This is a genomic window from uncultured Dysosmobacter sp. (assembly GCF_947631635.1).
GTDB lineage: Bacteria > Bacillota > Clostridia > Oscillospirales > Oscillospiraceae > Oscillibacter.
In genome coordinates, this window is sequence record NZ_CANRMB010000027.1 from 1 (window position 1) to 12,997 (window position 12,997).

13 protein-coding genes are annotated in these 12,997 nt (G+C 55.0%); all 13 read right to left on the bottom strand.

Annotation, left to right across the window (positions count from 1 at the left end; genetic code table 11):
• Window positions 1-304 precede the first annotated feature (304 nt).
• Window positions 305-1,525, bottom strand: a complete 1,221-nt coding sequence (locus Q0Z71_RS12660) for a lactate racemase domain-containing protein (RefSeq protein WP_298023269.1) — start codon at window positions 1,523-1,525, stop codon at window positions 305-307.
• A gap of 383 nt (window positions 1,526-1,908) precedes the next feature.
• The gene (nadD, locus tag Q0Z71_RS12665; protein WP_298023272.1) at window positions 1,909-2,514 is read right to left on the bottom strand and encodes a nicotinate (nicotinamide) nucleotide adenylyltransferase; all 606 of its coding nucleotides are present in this window, start codon (window positions 2,512-2,514) and stop codon (window positions 1,909-1,911) included.
• Window positions 2,515-2,617: 103 nt separating this feature from the next.
• Complete coding sequence (gene larC / locus Q0Z71_RS12670; protein ID WP_298023275.1) at window positions 2,618-3,853, bottom strand: nickel pincer cofactor biosynthesis protein LarC; 1,236 nt, start codon at window positions 3,851-3,853, stop codon at window positions 2,618-2,620.
• Between the two features lie 3 nt (window positions 3,854-3,856).
• Window positions 3,857-4,570, bottom strand: coding sequence for a nickel pincer cofactor biosynthesis protein LarB (gene larB / locus Q0Z71_RS12675; protein WP_298023400.1), 714 nt, complete (start codon window positions 4,568-4,570; stop codon window positions 3,857-3,859).
• Between the two features lie 37 nt (window positions 4,571-4,607).
• Window positions 4,608-5,360 (bottom strand): ATP-dependent sacrificial sulfur transferase LarE, encoded by a 753-nt coding sequence (gene larE, locus Q0Z71_RS12680; protein ID WP_298023277.1) that lies wholly within the window; start codon window positions 5,358-5,360, stop codon window positions 4,608-4,610.
• A 32-nt stretch (window positions 5,361-5,392) separates the two neighbouring features.
• Window positions 5,393-6,280, bottom strand: a complete 888-nt coding sequence (locus Q0Z71_RS12685) for an ABC transporter permease (protein WP_363316717.1) — start codon at window positions 6,278-6,280, stop codon at window positions 5,393-5,395.
• Entirely contained in the window at window positions 6,273-7,280 is a 1,008-nt protein-coding gene (locus tag Q0Z71_RS12690) for an ABC transporter permease (RefSeq protein WP_298023280.1), read from the bottom strand. Before Q0Z71_RS12690 ends, Q0Z71_RS12685 begins: the two co-directional genes overlap by 8 nt.
• On the bottom strand, window positions 7,280-8,185 hold the full coding sequence (locus Q0Z71_RS12695) for an ABC transporter ATP-binding protein (protein ID WP_298023283.1): 906 nt from the start codon (window positions 8,183-8,185) through the stop codon (window positions 7,280-7,282). Before Q0Z71_RS12695 ends, Q0Z71_RS12690 begins: the two co-directional genes overlap by 1 nt.
• Window positions 8,178-9,191 (bottom strand): ABC transporter ATP-binding protein, encoded by a 1,014-nt coding sequence (locus Q0Z71_RS12700; protein WP_298023286.1) that lies wholly within the window; start codon window positions 9,189-9,191, stop codon window positions 8,178-8,180. The genes Q0Z71_RS12695 and Q0Z71_RS12700 overlap by 8 nt, the downstream gene beginning before the upstream one ends.
• A 74-nt stretch (window positions 9,192-9,265) precedes the next feature.
• Entirely contained in the window at window positions 9,266-10,822 is a 1,557-nt protein-coding gene (locus tag Q0Z71_RS12705) for an ABC transporter substrate-binding protein (RefSeq protein WP_298023289.1), read from the bottom strand.
• Between the two features lie 217 nt (window positions 10,823-11,039).
• Entirely contained in the window at window positions 11,040-11,456 is a 417-nt protein-coding gene (locus Q0Z71_RS12710) for a DUF3842 family protein (RefSeq protein WP_298023291.1), read from the bottom strand.
• A gap of 142 nt (window positions 11,457-11,598) precedes the next feature.
• Window positions 11,599-12,348, bottom strand: a complete 750-nt coding sequence (locus tag Q0Z71_RS12715) for a GntR family transcriptional regulator (RefSeq protein ID WP_298023293.1) — start codon at window positions 12,346-12,348, stop codon at window positions 11,599-11,601.
• The gene (locus Q0Z71_RS12720; RefSeq protein WP_298023296.1) at window positions 12,341-12,970 is read right to left on the bottom strand and encodes a hypothetical protein; all 630 of its coding nucleotides are present in this window, start codon (window positions 12,968-12,970) and stop codon (window positions 12,341-12,343) included. Before Q0Z71_RS12720 ends, Q0Z71_RS12715 begins: the two co-directional genes overlap by 8 nt.
• Window positions 12,971-12,997 lie beyond the last annotated feature (27 nt).

Sequence of the window (12,997 nt, forward strand, 5' to 3'; positions counted from 1 at the left end):
TTTGGTTCGGAATAGTGTAGTGCTGGCGGTCTATCTCTTGTTTTCGGTTGCTTGCTTCCTTACCGTACATGAGCATTCTTTCCGGAAGTTCAAGTGGTCCCAGAGGGTGATTTCCTCTGTTATCGCTGTCCGATATTGGACGCCGAAGCAGATGTCTCCATATTCTCTCAGTTGTTGGCGGACTGCAGGCAGCAGAACCGGCTGGTTTTGGCCAATGAGTGGGAGCAAAATCTGGATGACTCGGTCGGCGCCTTTGAGCGGTCTTTTTTTGAAATTCAAATCTCCCTTTAAAACCGGGACCCGTTTAACGGGTCCCGATTTTATCCTCAAAGCAGCAGGCGTCACTGTAGCGGTAGATGGCGACCCGGCGGGGCTTCGGTCCCAGCTTCTCCATGATCCCGCTCCACTGTCTGGCGAAAATATTACCGTCCTCGTTTAGGTGGTAAGAGGAGCTGGTGCCAAAGTCCGGATACTGTGTGAACACGAAAAAGCGGTTGACATTGGAGGGGATCCGCCATTGTTTGCGGTACATGCAGCCGCCAATGCCGGAGTCTCCCCATTTGCCCCAGACATAGTGGCACGCGCAGCCCTGCGGGGAGTGATAGGAGAGGCAGATATCCCCACCGGGGCGGATGGTCTCCAAAATGCCCATCTGCACAATGGCCACATTGGGTTCTGTGGGCTTGAAATAGTTATTGGCGATCACAAAGTCCACATCCGGAATGTGCCGGGTGGCAAAAAACTGCTGGATTTCATCATAGTGATCCTGTAAGTTGCGCTCGCAGTCGCCCGCATAAAGCCGGGCGATCTCGCCCTTGCCGTTCATCAAAACGTCGATCTTCATATTCAGTCCCAGCATCCGGGCCGCCTCGGTGACCGTGTTGCGGGCGTTGCTGTCCGTGAGCCACATGCCGGAGTCGGTCAAATGCCAGCGCCGAATCGTCTCCAGGGAGGCGATTCCGGGCAGAATAATTTTTCCTCCGCCGCCGGCGCCTGTGGATGAATGGGGGAAGATCGCGCCGATCGCAACCTTAAAGTCCGCATAAACACATTCGGCGTTTAACTCAATGGGGATCTGCTGGCTGGTCTTTCCCAAATAGACGCAGTTGAAGAAGGGATTGTGGGACCAGACACGGAATTCATTGACGATATCTTCGCCCAGCTTCCGCACAAAATCCTCCCGGAACATGGCGCGATGTCCGCCGACTGCGGCCATGAACTCAATTTTGTCCCGAGGGACGCCGGCCTCTTCCAGCTCCGCAATGACCGCCTTGGCAATCGGCTCAATTGGGGTCGCGCGTGTAATATCATCGAAAATAATGACGGCGTTTTTGCAGCCCCGGGCCGCTTTGTGGATTGGCTCCGTGTGCGTCGGATGGCGGATCGCATCCGCGATCTGCTCCTGAGAGAGCGCGGGTTCCTTTTCTCCCTGGAAACTGGACACCTGCACATCCCAGTCATCCGGAAACTCCACAGTGACAGGTGTATTGCCATATAAGCTATGTGCTGGTAAATCAATTCGCATAAAATACTCCTTTTCGCAAAATCATTTTGCGTCTTATTTCTTACATTTTCGGACTATATCATTCGAGCCAAATCAAAGATCAACCCCTATAGAGCAAAAAAGCACTGCCAAAAACGGCAGTGCTTTTTTGTATATTTTATCGTATAAAAACAAGCAGTCCCACTTGGTGGGGCCGCTTGTAAGGGTATGTAGCCGGCAGATCATTCCGCCGCGCCTTAAAGATCGGGCCCTTATGGGTCAGTGCCGGCCGCCCGTTATATGGGGTATATGGGCGGTCCCGGGTAAATAAGCAATGATGCAGGCATATTTGAATGCAAAATGCGTTACAAAACAGAATACAAGAGATCGCATTGCAGCCTTTGCCCTACATCCAACCTTTGCTTTTAACACGTCTCTCCAGAATACAGCTGGGTCCTTTGGATATACGCGCGGACAGAGGGCGGCAGTTCCTCCACTTCCGAAGCGGGGACCGATCGCAGCATGCGGCGGATGCCTGTGGAGGAAACAGGCATCCGCTCACAGTCCAGCCAGAAAACCCTGCACCCCGCTTCCAAAAGCCGCTGCTCCGCCAATTGTGTGATGGCAGGTAAGCAGCCCGGCCGGTGGACCGCCAGAACATTTGACATCGGTGCAAACTCCTGCCAGCGAGACCAGTACGGAAGACTGCATATCTGATCTTCACCCAGCAGCAGCCAGAAGTCGCATACCTGATATTGTTCTGACAATATGCGCAGCGTGTCCGCTGTATAGCAGAGCTTGCGCCGTATTTCCAGGTCGGATACGTTCAGCCACGGATATGGCTCCGCCGCCAAACGGCACATTTGAAGCCGGTCCTCCGCCGAAGCCCGCATGTGCTTATGGCCGGAATCCATTGAGGGCATCAGGATGACCTGTTCCGGCCGCACCGTTTCATATGCCGCGCGGCAAAGCTGTAAATGGCCGGTATGGATGGGGTCAAAAGCCCCGCCGAAAAAAACGATCGTGTTCATCCTTTTCCCCCACCTCTCATTTTGTTTCGCCCTTTAGAAGTATGATAAAGCACCGGATTCGCCGCAGCGTCTCCCCCTGGAAGCCGGATCCCATATCCTGCGCTCAGAGGCTTTCCAGCTGTCGAATCAATCCCGGCAGACTCATCCCGCGGTCCTTCGCGATCTTCGCAAGGTCGTCGTACTCATATTTGGAGCGTGTCACACCGTAGCCTGTGGAATCTTTACGGCGGACAGTTCCGTATGGCGTATCCATGGCTGTGATTTTCCGGTCAAGCACATACCGCTGCGTTTGGCTTTCCCGCACGCCGATCGTCGTTGTGTGCTTGAAGATCAGCGCAATGATTTTTTCTTTATCCTGTTCCCGGCACATCACGCGGATCAGCGTGCCGGGACGAGATTTTTTCATGCCGATGGGGATGGTATAAACCTCAAGGGCGCCGCCCGCGAAGAGCTGTTCCATGGCAAAGCCGATCTCCTCCGCCGTCATGTCATCCACATTACAGGAGAGCTCTGACACCACATCGGCCTTGTCCGCTGTTTCGCCCAATATGGCGCGGACACAGTTGGCGGCCTCAAAGTCCTTTTTCCCCATGCCATAGCCGATCGCCCGCGCCTTCATCACCGGCATGTCACCGAAGCGGGTTGCGAAATGTTTGAGCAGGGCGGCCCCCGTGGGGGTGCAGAGTTCCCCTTTGACGGCACCGCCATAAATCGGCATATCCTTTAGAATATAAGCAGTCGCGGGAGCCGGCACCGGCAAAACGCCGTGGGCGCACCGGACCTGGCCGCTGCCGACGTGAATGGGGGATACGACGACTTCATCCGGAGAGAGCCGGTCCATGAACAGACAGACCGCTGTGATATCGGCAATGGCGTCCATGGTGCCGACCTCGTGAAAATGGATGTCTGTCACCGGAACGCCATGGGCATGGCTCTCCGCCTCCGCGATCAGTCCATAGACCGCCATCACATCCTTTTTGACCCTCTCCGGGAGCAAAAGGTGTCCACACACGATATGCTCGATATCATGCAGGCTGCTGTGGTGGTGATGGTGATGTCCATCGTGATGGCTGTCATGGTGATGGTCTTCATGGTGATGGTCATGGCCGTGTGTGTGGTGGTCCAGGCTCTCCTCCTCTTCCCCATGGACTGTGACGGAGATATGAGTCCCCGTGATGCCGCACTTCACAGAGGGTTCCTTCGTAAAGCGGACCCCGGGGATGCCAAGCGAATTCAGCTCCTGGATAAATGCGTCAGGGTCCGGCAGAAGTTCCACCAGCGCCGCAGTGAGCATATCCCCGGCAGCCCCCATGCCGCAATCCAAATACAGTGTTTTCATCGTTTACAGTTTCTCCTTTGCCGCCATATGGTTGATCATGCTGGCCAGATATCCCGCGCCAAAGCCGTTGTCAATATTCACGACGGATATTCCGCTGGCGCAGGAATTGAGCATGGACAGCAATGCGGACAGTCCGTGGAGGGAAGCGCCGTATCCGACGCTGGTAGGGACCGCGATCACCGGGCAGTCCGCCAAGCCGCCGATCACACTGGCAAGCGCCCCTTCCATCCCGGCAATGGCGATGATAACACTGGCCCCCATGATGTCGTCAAGATGGGCCAGTGTTCTGTGCAGGCCCGCGACGCCTACATCGTAGAGCCGCACGACTTCATTCCCCAGGATCTTCGCGGTCAGTGCCGCTTCCTCCGCCACGGGAATATCACTTGTCCCCCCGGTGGCGACAACGATCTTTCCAAGTCCGTCCGGCTCCGGCGGCGTTCCGACGATCCCAACTCCTGCGTCCCTGTGGTAATCCATCGGGTGAACATGGCCCACAGCGGCGGCGGACTCCTCCGACAGCCGGGTGATCAGGATGGTATCCTGTCCGCTTTTTTTCATCACATCGAGGATCCCGATGATCTGCTCCGGTGTCTTTCCGGCGCCATAGATGACCTCCGCCGCGCCCTGTCTCATCTTTCGGTGCAGATCCACCTTGGCATAGCCGATGTCCTCAAAGGGTTCCACCTTGATTTTCAGCAAAGCATCCTCTACCGACATGTCACCAGCCCGCACCGCTTCCAAAACTCGTTTGATCTCACTGTTCACCGCGCGCCTCCAAATCCAGCAATACTGCCCTGTAGTGTTTTTTGAATGTCTCTAAAATCTCGCTGCGTCTGCTGAGAAGCAGCGGCATGGATTGTTCCGGAACCTGTATCCTCGCGCAGCCGTCCAGCAGCCTTACCCGAAAGTCCGTAAAGCCAAGAGAAAACAGATACTTCTCCGCCGCCTCCGTTTTCTGAAGTTTTTCCGCCGTAATCGTCTCGCCGGCAGGAATTCGGGTGGCAAGACATGCGTAGGCGGGCTTATCCCACGTAAATAAAGCGGCCTCTTTTGACAATTGCCGAATAGCGTCCTTTGTCAATCCACACTCCCGAAGCGGAGACCGGACCGAAAGTTCTTTCAGCGCCCGCATCCCGGGACGGTCATCGACATCATCCGAGGCGTTTGTGCCGTCCATGAGCACCGGAAAGCCGTCCGCCTGCGCTGCCCGCACGATGGCGGAAAAGATCCGTTTTTTGCAGTAATAGCAGCGGTCCGGCGGATTGCCGGCAACCTCTTTTTCCGATAATACATCCAACTGAATGATCCGCATATCGGCCTTTAGCTCCCCTGCGATGCGTCTGGCATCCTCTAGTTCAAATTGGGGCTGAAACGGGGATTTCACATAGTAGGCGCAGACTTCCACTCCATTTTGGATCGCCGCATAAAGCAGGTAGGCGGAGTCCACGCCACCGGAAAATGCCAGGGCCACCTTTGGATGCTCTTTAAAAAATGTGTTCAGTGTCATAAAAACCCCCTGTTTTTAAAATATCCAAACAGTCACAAATTGCTTTGCCTGCAGTTTGTCTGCTTGCGAAGCCAATTTCCAATATTGGTAACACACAGCAGAGTCACCACAAGGAACAGTCCCGGAATGAGGATCATCCACCAGGAACCGGAGAGCAGCGCTTTTTCAGACAGCGACAGCATGCTGCCCCACGAGATAACCTCCCACGGCAGTCCAATCCCCATAAAGCTCAGGGTCGATTCCGCTGCAATCGCATTCCGGACGTTCATAACAACCATAAACATAATGGAGGAGATAAAGTTGGGCATCAAATGTCTCCATAGAATATGGAAAAAACCACCGCCCATGCAGCGTGCGGCCAGAACGTACTCGCTGGATCGCATCTGCCGGACCTCTGTCCGCACGATCTTGGCAATGCCGGTCCAGCTCGTAATGCCGATCGCAAAAGAAATGCTGAGCACATTTGGCTTGCCAAGAATCGCCTGTATCAAAATAATGATCAGCAGGTTCGGAACACTCAGCAAAATCTCCGTGAGACGCATCAGCACTGCATCCAGCCACCGGGGCGCAAGACCGCTGACAGCTCCAAAAACGACAGCAATGGCAGTGGAGATGGCGGTCGCGGAAAATCCGATCAAGAGAGACAGCCTGCCGCCGTACCAAACGATGGAGAAGATGTCCCGCCCCATTGCATCCGTACCGAACAGGAACTCCCTGCCCGGAGCTTCGTCATAGTGAAACAGGTCCATATATGTGGGGTCCTTTGGGATAAACGCGTTACAGAACAGGCACCCCAGAATGATGCCGGCCAGGAGCAGAATGGATACGATCGGTTTTCCCCGATACCACCGCTGCTTTTGGGGGGCAGGCCCATGGGAAAGCGGCCGGATGCCTGCGCAGGCAAAACCCTGGTCATCCAATCTGCTTCACCTCCAACATCTCCGCCGCCTCATTGGCCCGGATTCTCGGATCGATGCGCTCGTTGATAACTTGTGCAAGAAGGTTGCACAGGATGACGACCGCGCCTGTCAGGATGCACAGGAGCATCAAAAGATGATAGTCCTGATACCGTGCGCTCTCATAGGACAGCGCTCCGATCCCAGGATAGGAAAATACCGTTTCAACAATATAGGTGCCCCCCAAAATATGCGGCACAGATATCGCCATGATGCTCAAATAGGACGGCATGACATTGCGCAGGCAGTGACGGAACATGATTTTGCGCCTGCTCATGCCCTTTGATTTTGCAAGCAGCACATAGTCCGCCCGCACTTCCTCCAAAATTTTGTTGCGGATCATATAGGCATAGTACCACAGGTGCTCGACCACCACGATGCTCATGGGAAGGATCAGATGGATGATCCGGTCTGCGATGTCATGGGACTTTCCCGCGGAATACGCGCCGCTGCTGGGCAGCACGCGCAGCCAAACGGCAAATATCAAAATGGCCACCAGCGAGAGCCAAAATTCGGGGATACAGCTGATGATCGTTCCCGCCTTGCAGATAATTCTGTCAAGCCACCGGTCCTCAAACCAGGCGCAGAGGATCCCCAGCAGCAGCGCAAGCCCAAAAATCAGGATAACTCCTGTGCCGCCGAGAAGCAGCGTGTTGACCAGCCTGCCGCGGATCACCTCCAGCACATCCGCTTTGTACTTAAAAGAAATGCCGAAATCGCCATGCAGGGCCCCTGACAGCCAGCGCACATACTGCACATGAATGGGATCGCTGAGTCCCAGCTTTTCCTCTGCCCAAGCCCGCTCTTCCGGGCTCATTTTCTCCACCCTGTCGCTGTAATAGGATACCAGAGGGTCTCCGGGCGCAAGGCGGGCAACATAGAAGACGACGATGGACAAAACCAGAATGCTGGCCGCAAATACAAGCAGTTTTTTCCCATAATATAAAAATTCACGGCGTATCATCAATGCGGCACTCCTTCCACCGGCATCCGCGCAAAATGATCCCGACATATTTCCCGCATCTCTCCGGTATCCTGTAAATCCGAGGGGTCAAAGGTTTGCAGAACGCGCGCCCGTTCCAGCCGGGGATCCGGGATCGGGACCGCGGAGAGGAGCAGTTTTGTATAGGGGTGCGCGGGATGCGCAAACAGCTCCGCAGCCGGTGCGATCTCCACCAGTTTTCCATGGCACATCACGCCAACGCGGTCGCACAGATACTTGACAACGGCCAGATCGTGGGCAATGAACAGAAAGGTAAAGCCGTGCTCCGCCTGTAAATGCTTGAAGAGATTGATGATCTGCGCCTGAATGGACACATCCAGCGAGGCAATCGGTTCGTCAGCCACTATAAAATCCGGTTCCATAGACAGCGCCCGGGCAATGGCCACCCGCTGGCGCATCCCGCCGGAGAGTTCCGGCGGGTATTTGTTCAGATAGGAGGCATCCATCCCCACATCATGGAGCTGACGCTCCGCCTCTGCGCGGAGGGACCCGCCCGGCGGGGCGATATGGTTGATCGCCATCGGTTCCATAATGATATCCGCCACCGTCATGCGCTGGTTGAGGCTTGATGTGGAATCTTGAAAAATCATCTGCCGTGTTGTTTGCAGCATGTTTTTGTGCATCCGGTATTGCTTGGGATCACAGACATTGACCCCCCTGTAAAAAATCCTTCCGCCGGCAGGCCGGTAAAGGTTCATGATGCAGCGGGCAACTGTGGATTTACCGGATCCCGACTCTCCCACAAGGCCAAATATCTCGCCTCGCTGGAGCTGGAAGGATACATCATCTACGGCACGGATGGTCGTATGTTTCGTTAACCGAAATTGATGCGTCAAGTGCTGTACATCCAGAATGGTTTCAGACATTGCGGCCACCTCTCAACGGGGGTGTGACTTTGGGCGCTCTTTCATCAAGAAGCCACGTTGCCGCATAATGGGTATCTGAAACTTTGAACATCGGCGGCATCTCCTCATAATCAATTGCAAGCGCATATGCATTGCGGCAGGCAAACGCGTCTCCCTTTGGCGGATCAAGGAGGTTCGGCGGCATGCCAGGGATGGTGTACAGCGGCTCCCCCGCCTTCGCGTAAGCGGGCAATGCCATCATCAATCCCCAGGTATAGGGATGCCGGGGATCATAATAAATTTCCTCCGCTGTACCGATCTCCACAATCTTTCCGGCATACATGACCGCGATCCTGTCAGCGATACGGGCCACAACGCCAAGATCGTGGGAGACCAGGATGGTCGCTGTGCCAAGCTTCCGCTGGATATCACGGAGCAGGTCCAAAATCTGCGCCTGGATCGTCACATCCAGCGAGGTGGTGGGTTCGTCGGCAAACAGGATCTTAGGAGCAGACGCCAAGGCAATCGCCATCACGCTTCTCTGGCGCATGCCGCCGGAAAAATGATACGGATAGAGTCCATAGCGCTCATCCGGCCGCTCGATCCCCACCAACTCCATAAGCGCAATCACGCGCTGATAAACCGCATCCCTGGACATTCCGGGGTGATGGACCCGTACAGCCTCTGCGATCTGGCTCCCAACCGTCATGGTGGGGTTGAGTGCGGTCATCGGGTCTTGAAACACCATGGAGAACAGTCGTCCCCGCAGCTTCTGCATATCACGCTCTCGATACCTGGTAATATCCACACCATCGACGGTGATACTGCCGCTTTTTATGCGCGCCTTATTGCACAGCAGTTTCATAATGCTTTTGCACAGCACGCTTTTCCCACACCCGGATTCGCCTATGATCGCCAGCACTTCGCCGCTCTTTAGCGAAAAAGATACATCCCGCACCGCCTGAATCTCGCCTTGGGCGGTCTCGAAGCTGACGGAGAGATTCTTTACTTCTAACAGTTCTGCCATGGTCAAATCACCTGATGGGATAACTCAGAAGGGATATACAGCCCTTTCGTCATCGCCTTGCCTCATCTTTCCATTTATCTCTGAAGCGTCCACTCCGTCACATTCCAGAAGATCCCCACGCCATGGTGCCCCATGACCGTGCTTTCACAGATCCCCTCCAAGGCGGATACGGCCACATAGTCTGCATCTACATAGCAAATAAACGCATACGCGGGATCTTTTGCCAATTCCTCCTGGAATTTTCCGTAAGCCTCTTTCCGAACGGCGGGATCATTGGACTGGCGCGCTTCCACCAGATACCGGTCCACCTTCTCGTTGGAGTAGCCGCTGTAATTGGCGCCCTTATCGGTGCCGAACACCTTGTATGTATGATCGTCCGCATCAAAGGGGCTGCCCCAACCGATCAGATAGGCCATCTGTCCGCCCCAGTCCACCTTGGTGGGAACCTCCACGGTAACGTCGATGCCGATCTCCCTGAGCTGCTGTGCCGCAGCCTGGGCAATATCCAGTCGCACCTGGTCGCCGGCCCCCACGCTGATCACAAAGCCGACTTTTTCCCCATTGCGATAGTAGAACCCGTCATCCCCCAGGGTACATCCGGCGGACTCCAGGAGCTCTTTGGCCCTGGCAGGAGAATAATCATAGTGTTCCACATGTTCGTTGTTGTAAATATTTCTCTGCAGCGGGCCATAGGCCACGGCGCCGCTGCCCAGGATCACAGCGTCCACAATCGCCTGACGGTCGATCCCGCAGCAGATCGCGGGGATAAGGTCCCTATTCGCCTGCCAATATTCATTCCAGAAGTTGAAGAGGATGCCCCGATAATCGGAGGTCTCCATCTCATAGACCTGGTAGCCATCCTTCCCCGCAAAGTTCTTTGCGTCTTTGGGCGTCAGCAGAGCCAGGTCCAACTCGCCGGACTGCATCTGCATCGCCTTGGCAGTATCATCCGGCACGATTTTAAAGACGATCCTGTCAATGTTTGCGGGGGCTTTGAAATAGTCCTCGTTCTTGATCAGGGTGATGCTCTGTCCCTCATCCCAGCTCTCCAGTTGATAGGGACCCGTGCCGATCGGATGGCGGAAAAACGAAGAAGTCTGCATGTCTTCCCCCTCCAGCAGGTGCTTGGGGAGGACCGCCATGGTCATATAGTCCAGGAAAGCCACATTGGGCGCTGCCAATTGAAAGGCGATGGTATGCTCGTCAATAATATGGATCTCCTCTATGTCCTCATAGTTCGGCGCATTTTCGGAGCCATTCTCCGGGTCCATGATAGCCTCTATGGTGAACTTCACGTCTTCCGCGGTGAAGGGCTGGCCGTCATGCCATTTCACGCCCTCTTCCAGGTGAAATGTGTAGGTACAAGCTGATTCATCAAATTCCCAGCTCTTTGCCAAGCCGGGGACCACCTGATTTTCGCCGTCATGAGCGGTCAGGCCGTTGAAAATCAGGATATTGATCTCGCCATGCTCGTCCATGGCGGGATTGATCCGCGTATAGTCTCCGCTGGCATAGACCAATGTCACAGGGGTTTCGGAAGGGCCGTCCTCTTCATCTTCCTGCCCGCCGCAGGCCGCAAGGCAGAAGCTCACCGCCAATACCAGCAGGATGGCAAAAAACCTTTTCATCATGTTGAAGATCCTTTCATGATACGCATTCAAGCCCCCGCCGGTCGATACACAGCAAAAAAGGCATACGACTTTCCTTCGGAAAAGTCGTATGCCTTCATAACATACATTTCAGCGGGGATCATCTGTTCTGATAGTGCCAAGTACCTGAAAGGCTTCTGCCATTCCTGTCTGCTTCATGCAGACGCTATGTATAAAATATATGAGATCCCTCTTTTTGTCAAGAGTTTTTACCCGTCAAATCCTTGATCCGCTCCACTGCCTCCCGGATCAGCCCGCGGATATTCAGGTCCGCAACTCCCACAATAATATTGCTGCAGTGGTTGATGGGGATCAAAAGCTTTTTCGCATCGCTCTGCCCAACAGCAAGCGCCATCGCAGGCGTTACCTCCCCCAGCATCGCGTCAGCGATCACAATGCCGACCGGTCCCACAATAATATCCGCGTTCCGGCACCCCACGATCACGGCGTTCTCACCTGTGGCCCCGCAATCTGCCCCGGCCTTCAGCATGGCAGATGTGGCCAGGCTGTTCGTGCCCACCGCTGTGACCGGCAAATCAGGCACAGCCTTTTTTATGGCGGAGACGAGCTGACTGCCAATGCCTCCACCCTGTGCATCTATGACGAGGATATCCATAAAACCACCATCTTACTGATTATTTTTGCTCTATTATAGCATATATCAGGGAACTTTCAAGTAAATAGCCAGGCCGGTCTGCCGAAACGCCTTTCCAATGCAGCAGCCGAAATAATTCCGGCTCCGTTTCGCTGTCATTGGGTCAGCCGCGCTTTCTGTTCACCACGCAGCGCAGAGTCGCAAATTCCACATGGGATTCCGCGGCCTTTCGGGCCACCTCCGGCACGCCGCTTTCAACTCCGTTGCAGATGATGTGATGCTGGGCGGCCAGGATCAACATATTGGATCGGTCTTTTTCGTTATCCCAAAATTCCAAGGCCCGGATCAGCGCGTGTGTGGCCATCTTTTCCAGGCTGGAATAGTAGTCGATGAGGTAATGGTTTTCTGTGGATCTGATCAGCAGATTGTGGAACGCGCGGTCGATGTCAATCCGCCGCCGGCGATTGAGAAGCGAGTAGTCCCCATCGGCAAACTCCTGCCAAAGAGTGCGGTAAATGTCCGCAAGGTGGCGCAGCTCTCTCATATCGATCAGCGCGATGCGCTGGGCGCAGATGTAGGAGGCGCTTCCCTCCAGCATCCGGCGGGCGTCAAATACTTCCGTCAGCATCTTTTCGCTAATATTGAATGCATAGTAGTTTTTGCCGTTCTCGTTTTCGGAGAGCAGTCCTACCGCGGCCAGCTGCCTGATGGCGTTTCGCACAGGTGTGACGCTGACGTTCAAGGCCTCAGCGATATTGGCGGCGTTGATCTTGCTGCCGGGGCTGATCTTGGAGGAGAGAATGGCGGACTCCAAATAGTTATAAACGATATCCGTCACTTTGGCGGTGGGATTCTCCTCCTGGTATTTTGCGATGATTTTGGGATCAAAGAGCATCTCATAATTGTCAACCATTGTCTTCACCTCGTTCAAAATTGGATTCTTTGGCAGGAACAGGCAGCCACAAAATTTCCTGGCGCCCGCAGGAATGGGTACACATGCAGCCAGTCGATCCGCCGCTGCCGTCGCTCACAAAAAGAAATTGGCCCGAAAAAGCTTCGCTCTCCTCCAAGAAAGCGCAGATATCCCTGTGCGTCAGAGGAAGATGGGACAGCATCTGCACAGCGCTTCCGTACAGCCGCCGGCTCTCCGCTTCCAGGCCGGTCATCAGCATGGCGCAGGCCCCAGGCAAGGCAAAGCCAAACACACCTTCGGCCAGCGCGGAAAACATGCCGTCTGCGGAGGTCTCCCTGCAGAGGATATCTCCCGCCACACCGCCGCACAGCTGGGATGCGCATGGCACGAATACGCTGGCAGCCAGAAAGCGGACGCCCGGTGGAGCGGCCTGCTGCAGCAGCTGCCCCAATCGCACGTCGATGACCACACAGTCCCGGGAGGGTCCCAGAGAAAGGTGATTCAACCGCGCCAAATGGCGAAGGCAGGCCTCCTGCTGACGCATGGGACAAAGGCCTCCCGCCAGCAGAGAATAGCCGTCGGCCGTTTCAAAGCAGGCGGCAAAAGGCGCCAATACAGACATGAACTCCGCCCTCCCATCGGATGCTTA

What these genes read in the sequence shown, in the direction of transcription:
- larE (WP_298023277.1), bottom strand. Translation starts at nt 5,360, where the DNA reads ATGACACTGAACACATTTTTTAAAGAGCATCCAAAGGTGGCCCTGGCA.
- Q0Z71_RS12700 (WP_298023286.1), bottom strand. Translation starts at nt 9,191, where the DNA reads ATGGCAGAACTGTTAGAAGTAAAGAATCTCTCCGTCAGCTTCGAGACC.
- nadD (WP_298023272.1), bottom strand. Translation starts at nt 2,514, where the DNA reads ATGAACACGATCGTTTTTTTCGGCGGGGCTTTTGACCCCATCCATACC.
- larB (WP_298023400.1), bottom strand. Translation starts at nt 4,570, where the DNA reads ATGTCGGTAGAGGATGCTTTGCTGAAAATCAAGGTGGAACCCTTTGAG.
- Q0Z71_RS12705 (WP_298023289.1), bottom strand. Translation starts at nt 10,822, where the DNA reads ATGATGAAAAGGTTTTTTGCCATCCTGCTGGTATTGGCGGTGAGCTTC.
- larC (WP_298023275.1), bottom strand. Translation starts at nt 3,853, where the DNA reads ATGAAAACACTGTATTTGGATTGCGGCATGGGGGCTGCCGGGGATATG.
- Q0Z71_RS12715 (WP_298023293.1), bottom strand. Translation starts at nt 12,348, where the DNA reads ATGGTTGACAATTATGAGATGCTCTTTGATCCCAAAATCATCGCAAAA.
- Q0Z71_RS12710 (WP_298023291.1), bottom strand. Translation starts at nt 11,456, where the DNA reads ATGGATATCCTCGTCATAGATGCACAGGGTGGAGGCATTGGCAGTCAG.
- Q0Z71_RS12660 (WP_298023269.1), bottom strand. Translation starts at nt 1,525, where the DNA reads ATGCGAATTGATTTACCAGCACATAGCTTATATGGCAATACACCTGTC.
- Q0Z71_RS12720 (WP_298023296.1), bottom strand. Translation starts at nt 12,970, where the DNA reads ATGTCTGTATTGGCGCCTTTTGCCGCCTGCTTTGAAACGGCCGACGGC.
- Q0Z71_RS12695 (WP_298023283.1), bottom strand. Translation starts at nt 8,185, where the DNA reads ATGTCTGAAACCATTCTGGATGTACAGCACTTGACGCATCAATTTCGG.
- Q0Z71_RS12690 (WP_298023280.1), bottom strand. Translation starts at nt 7,280, where the DNA reads ATGATACGCCGTGAATTTTTATATTATGGGAAAAAACTGCTTGTATTT.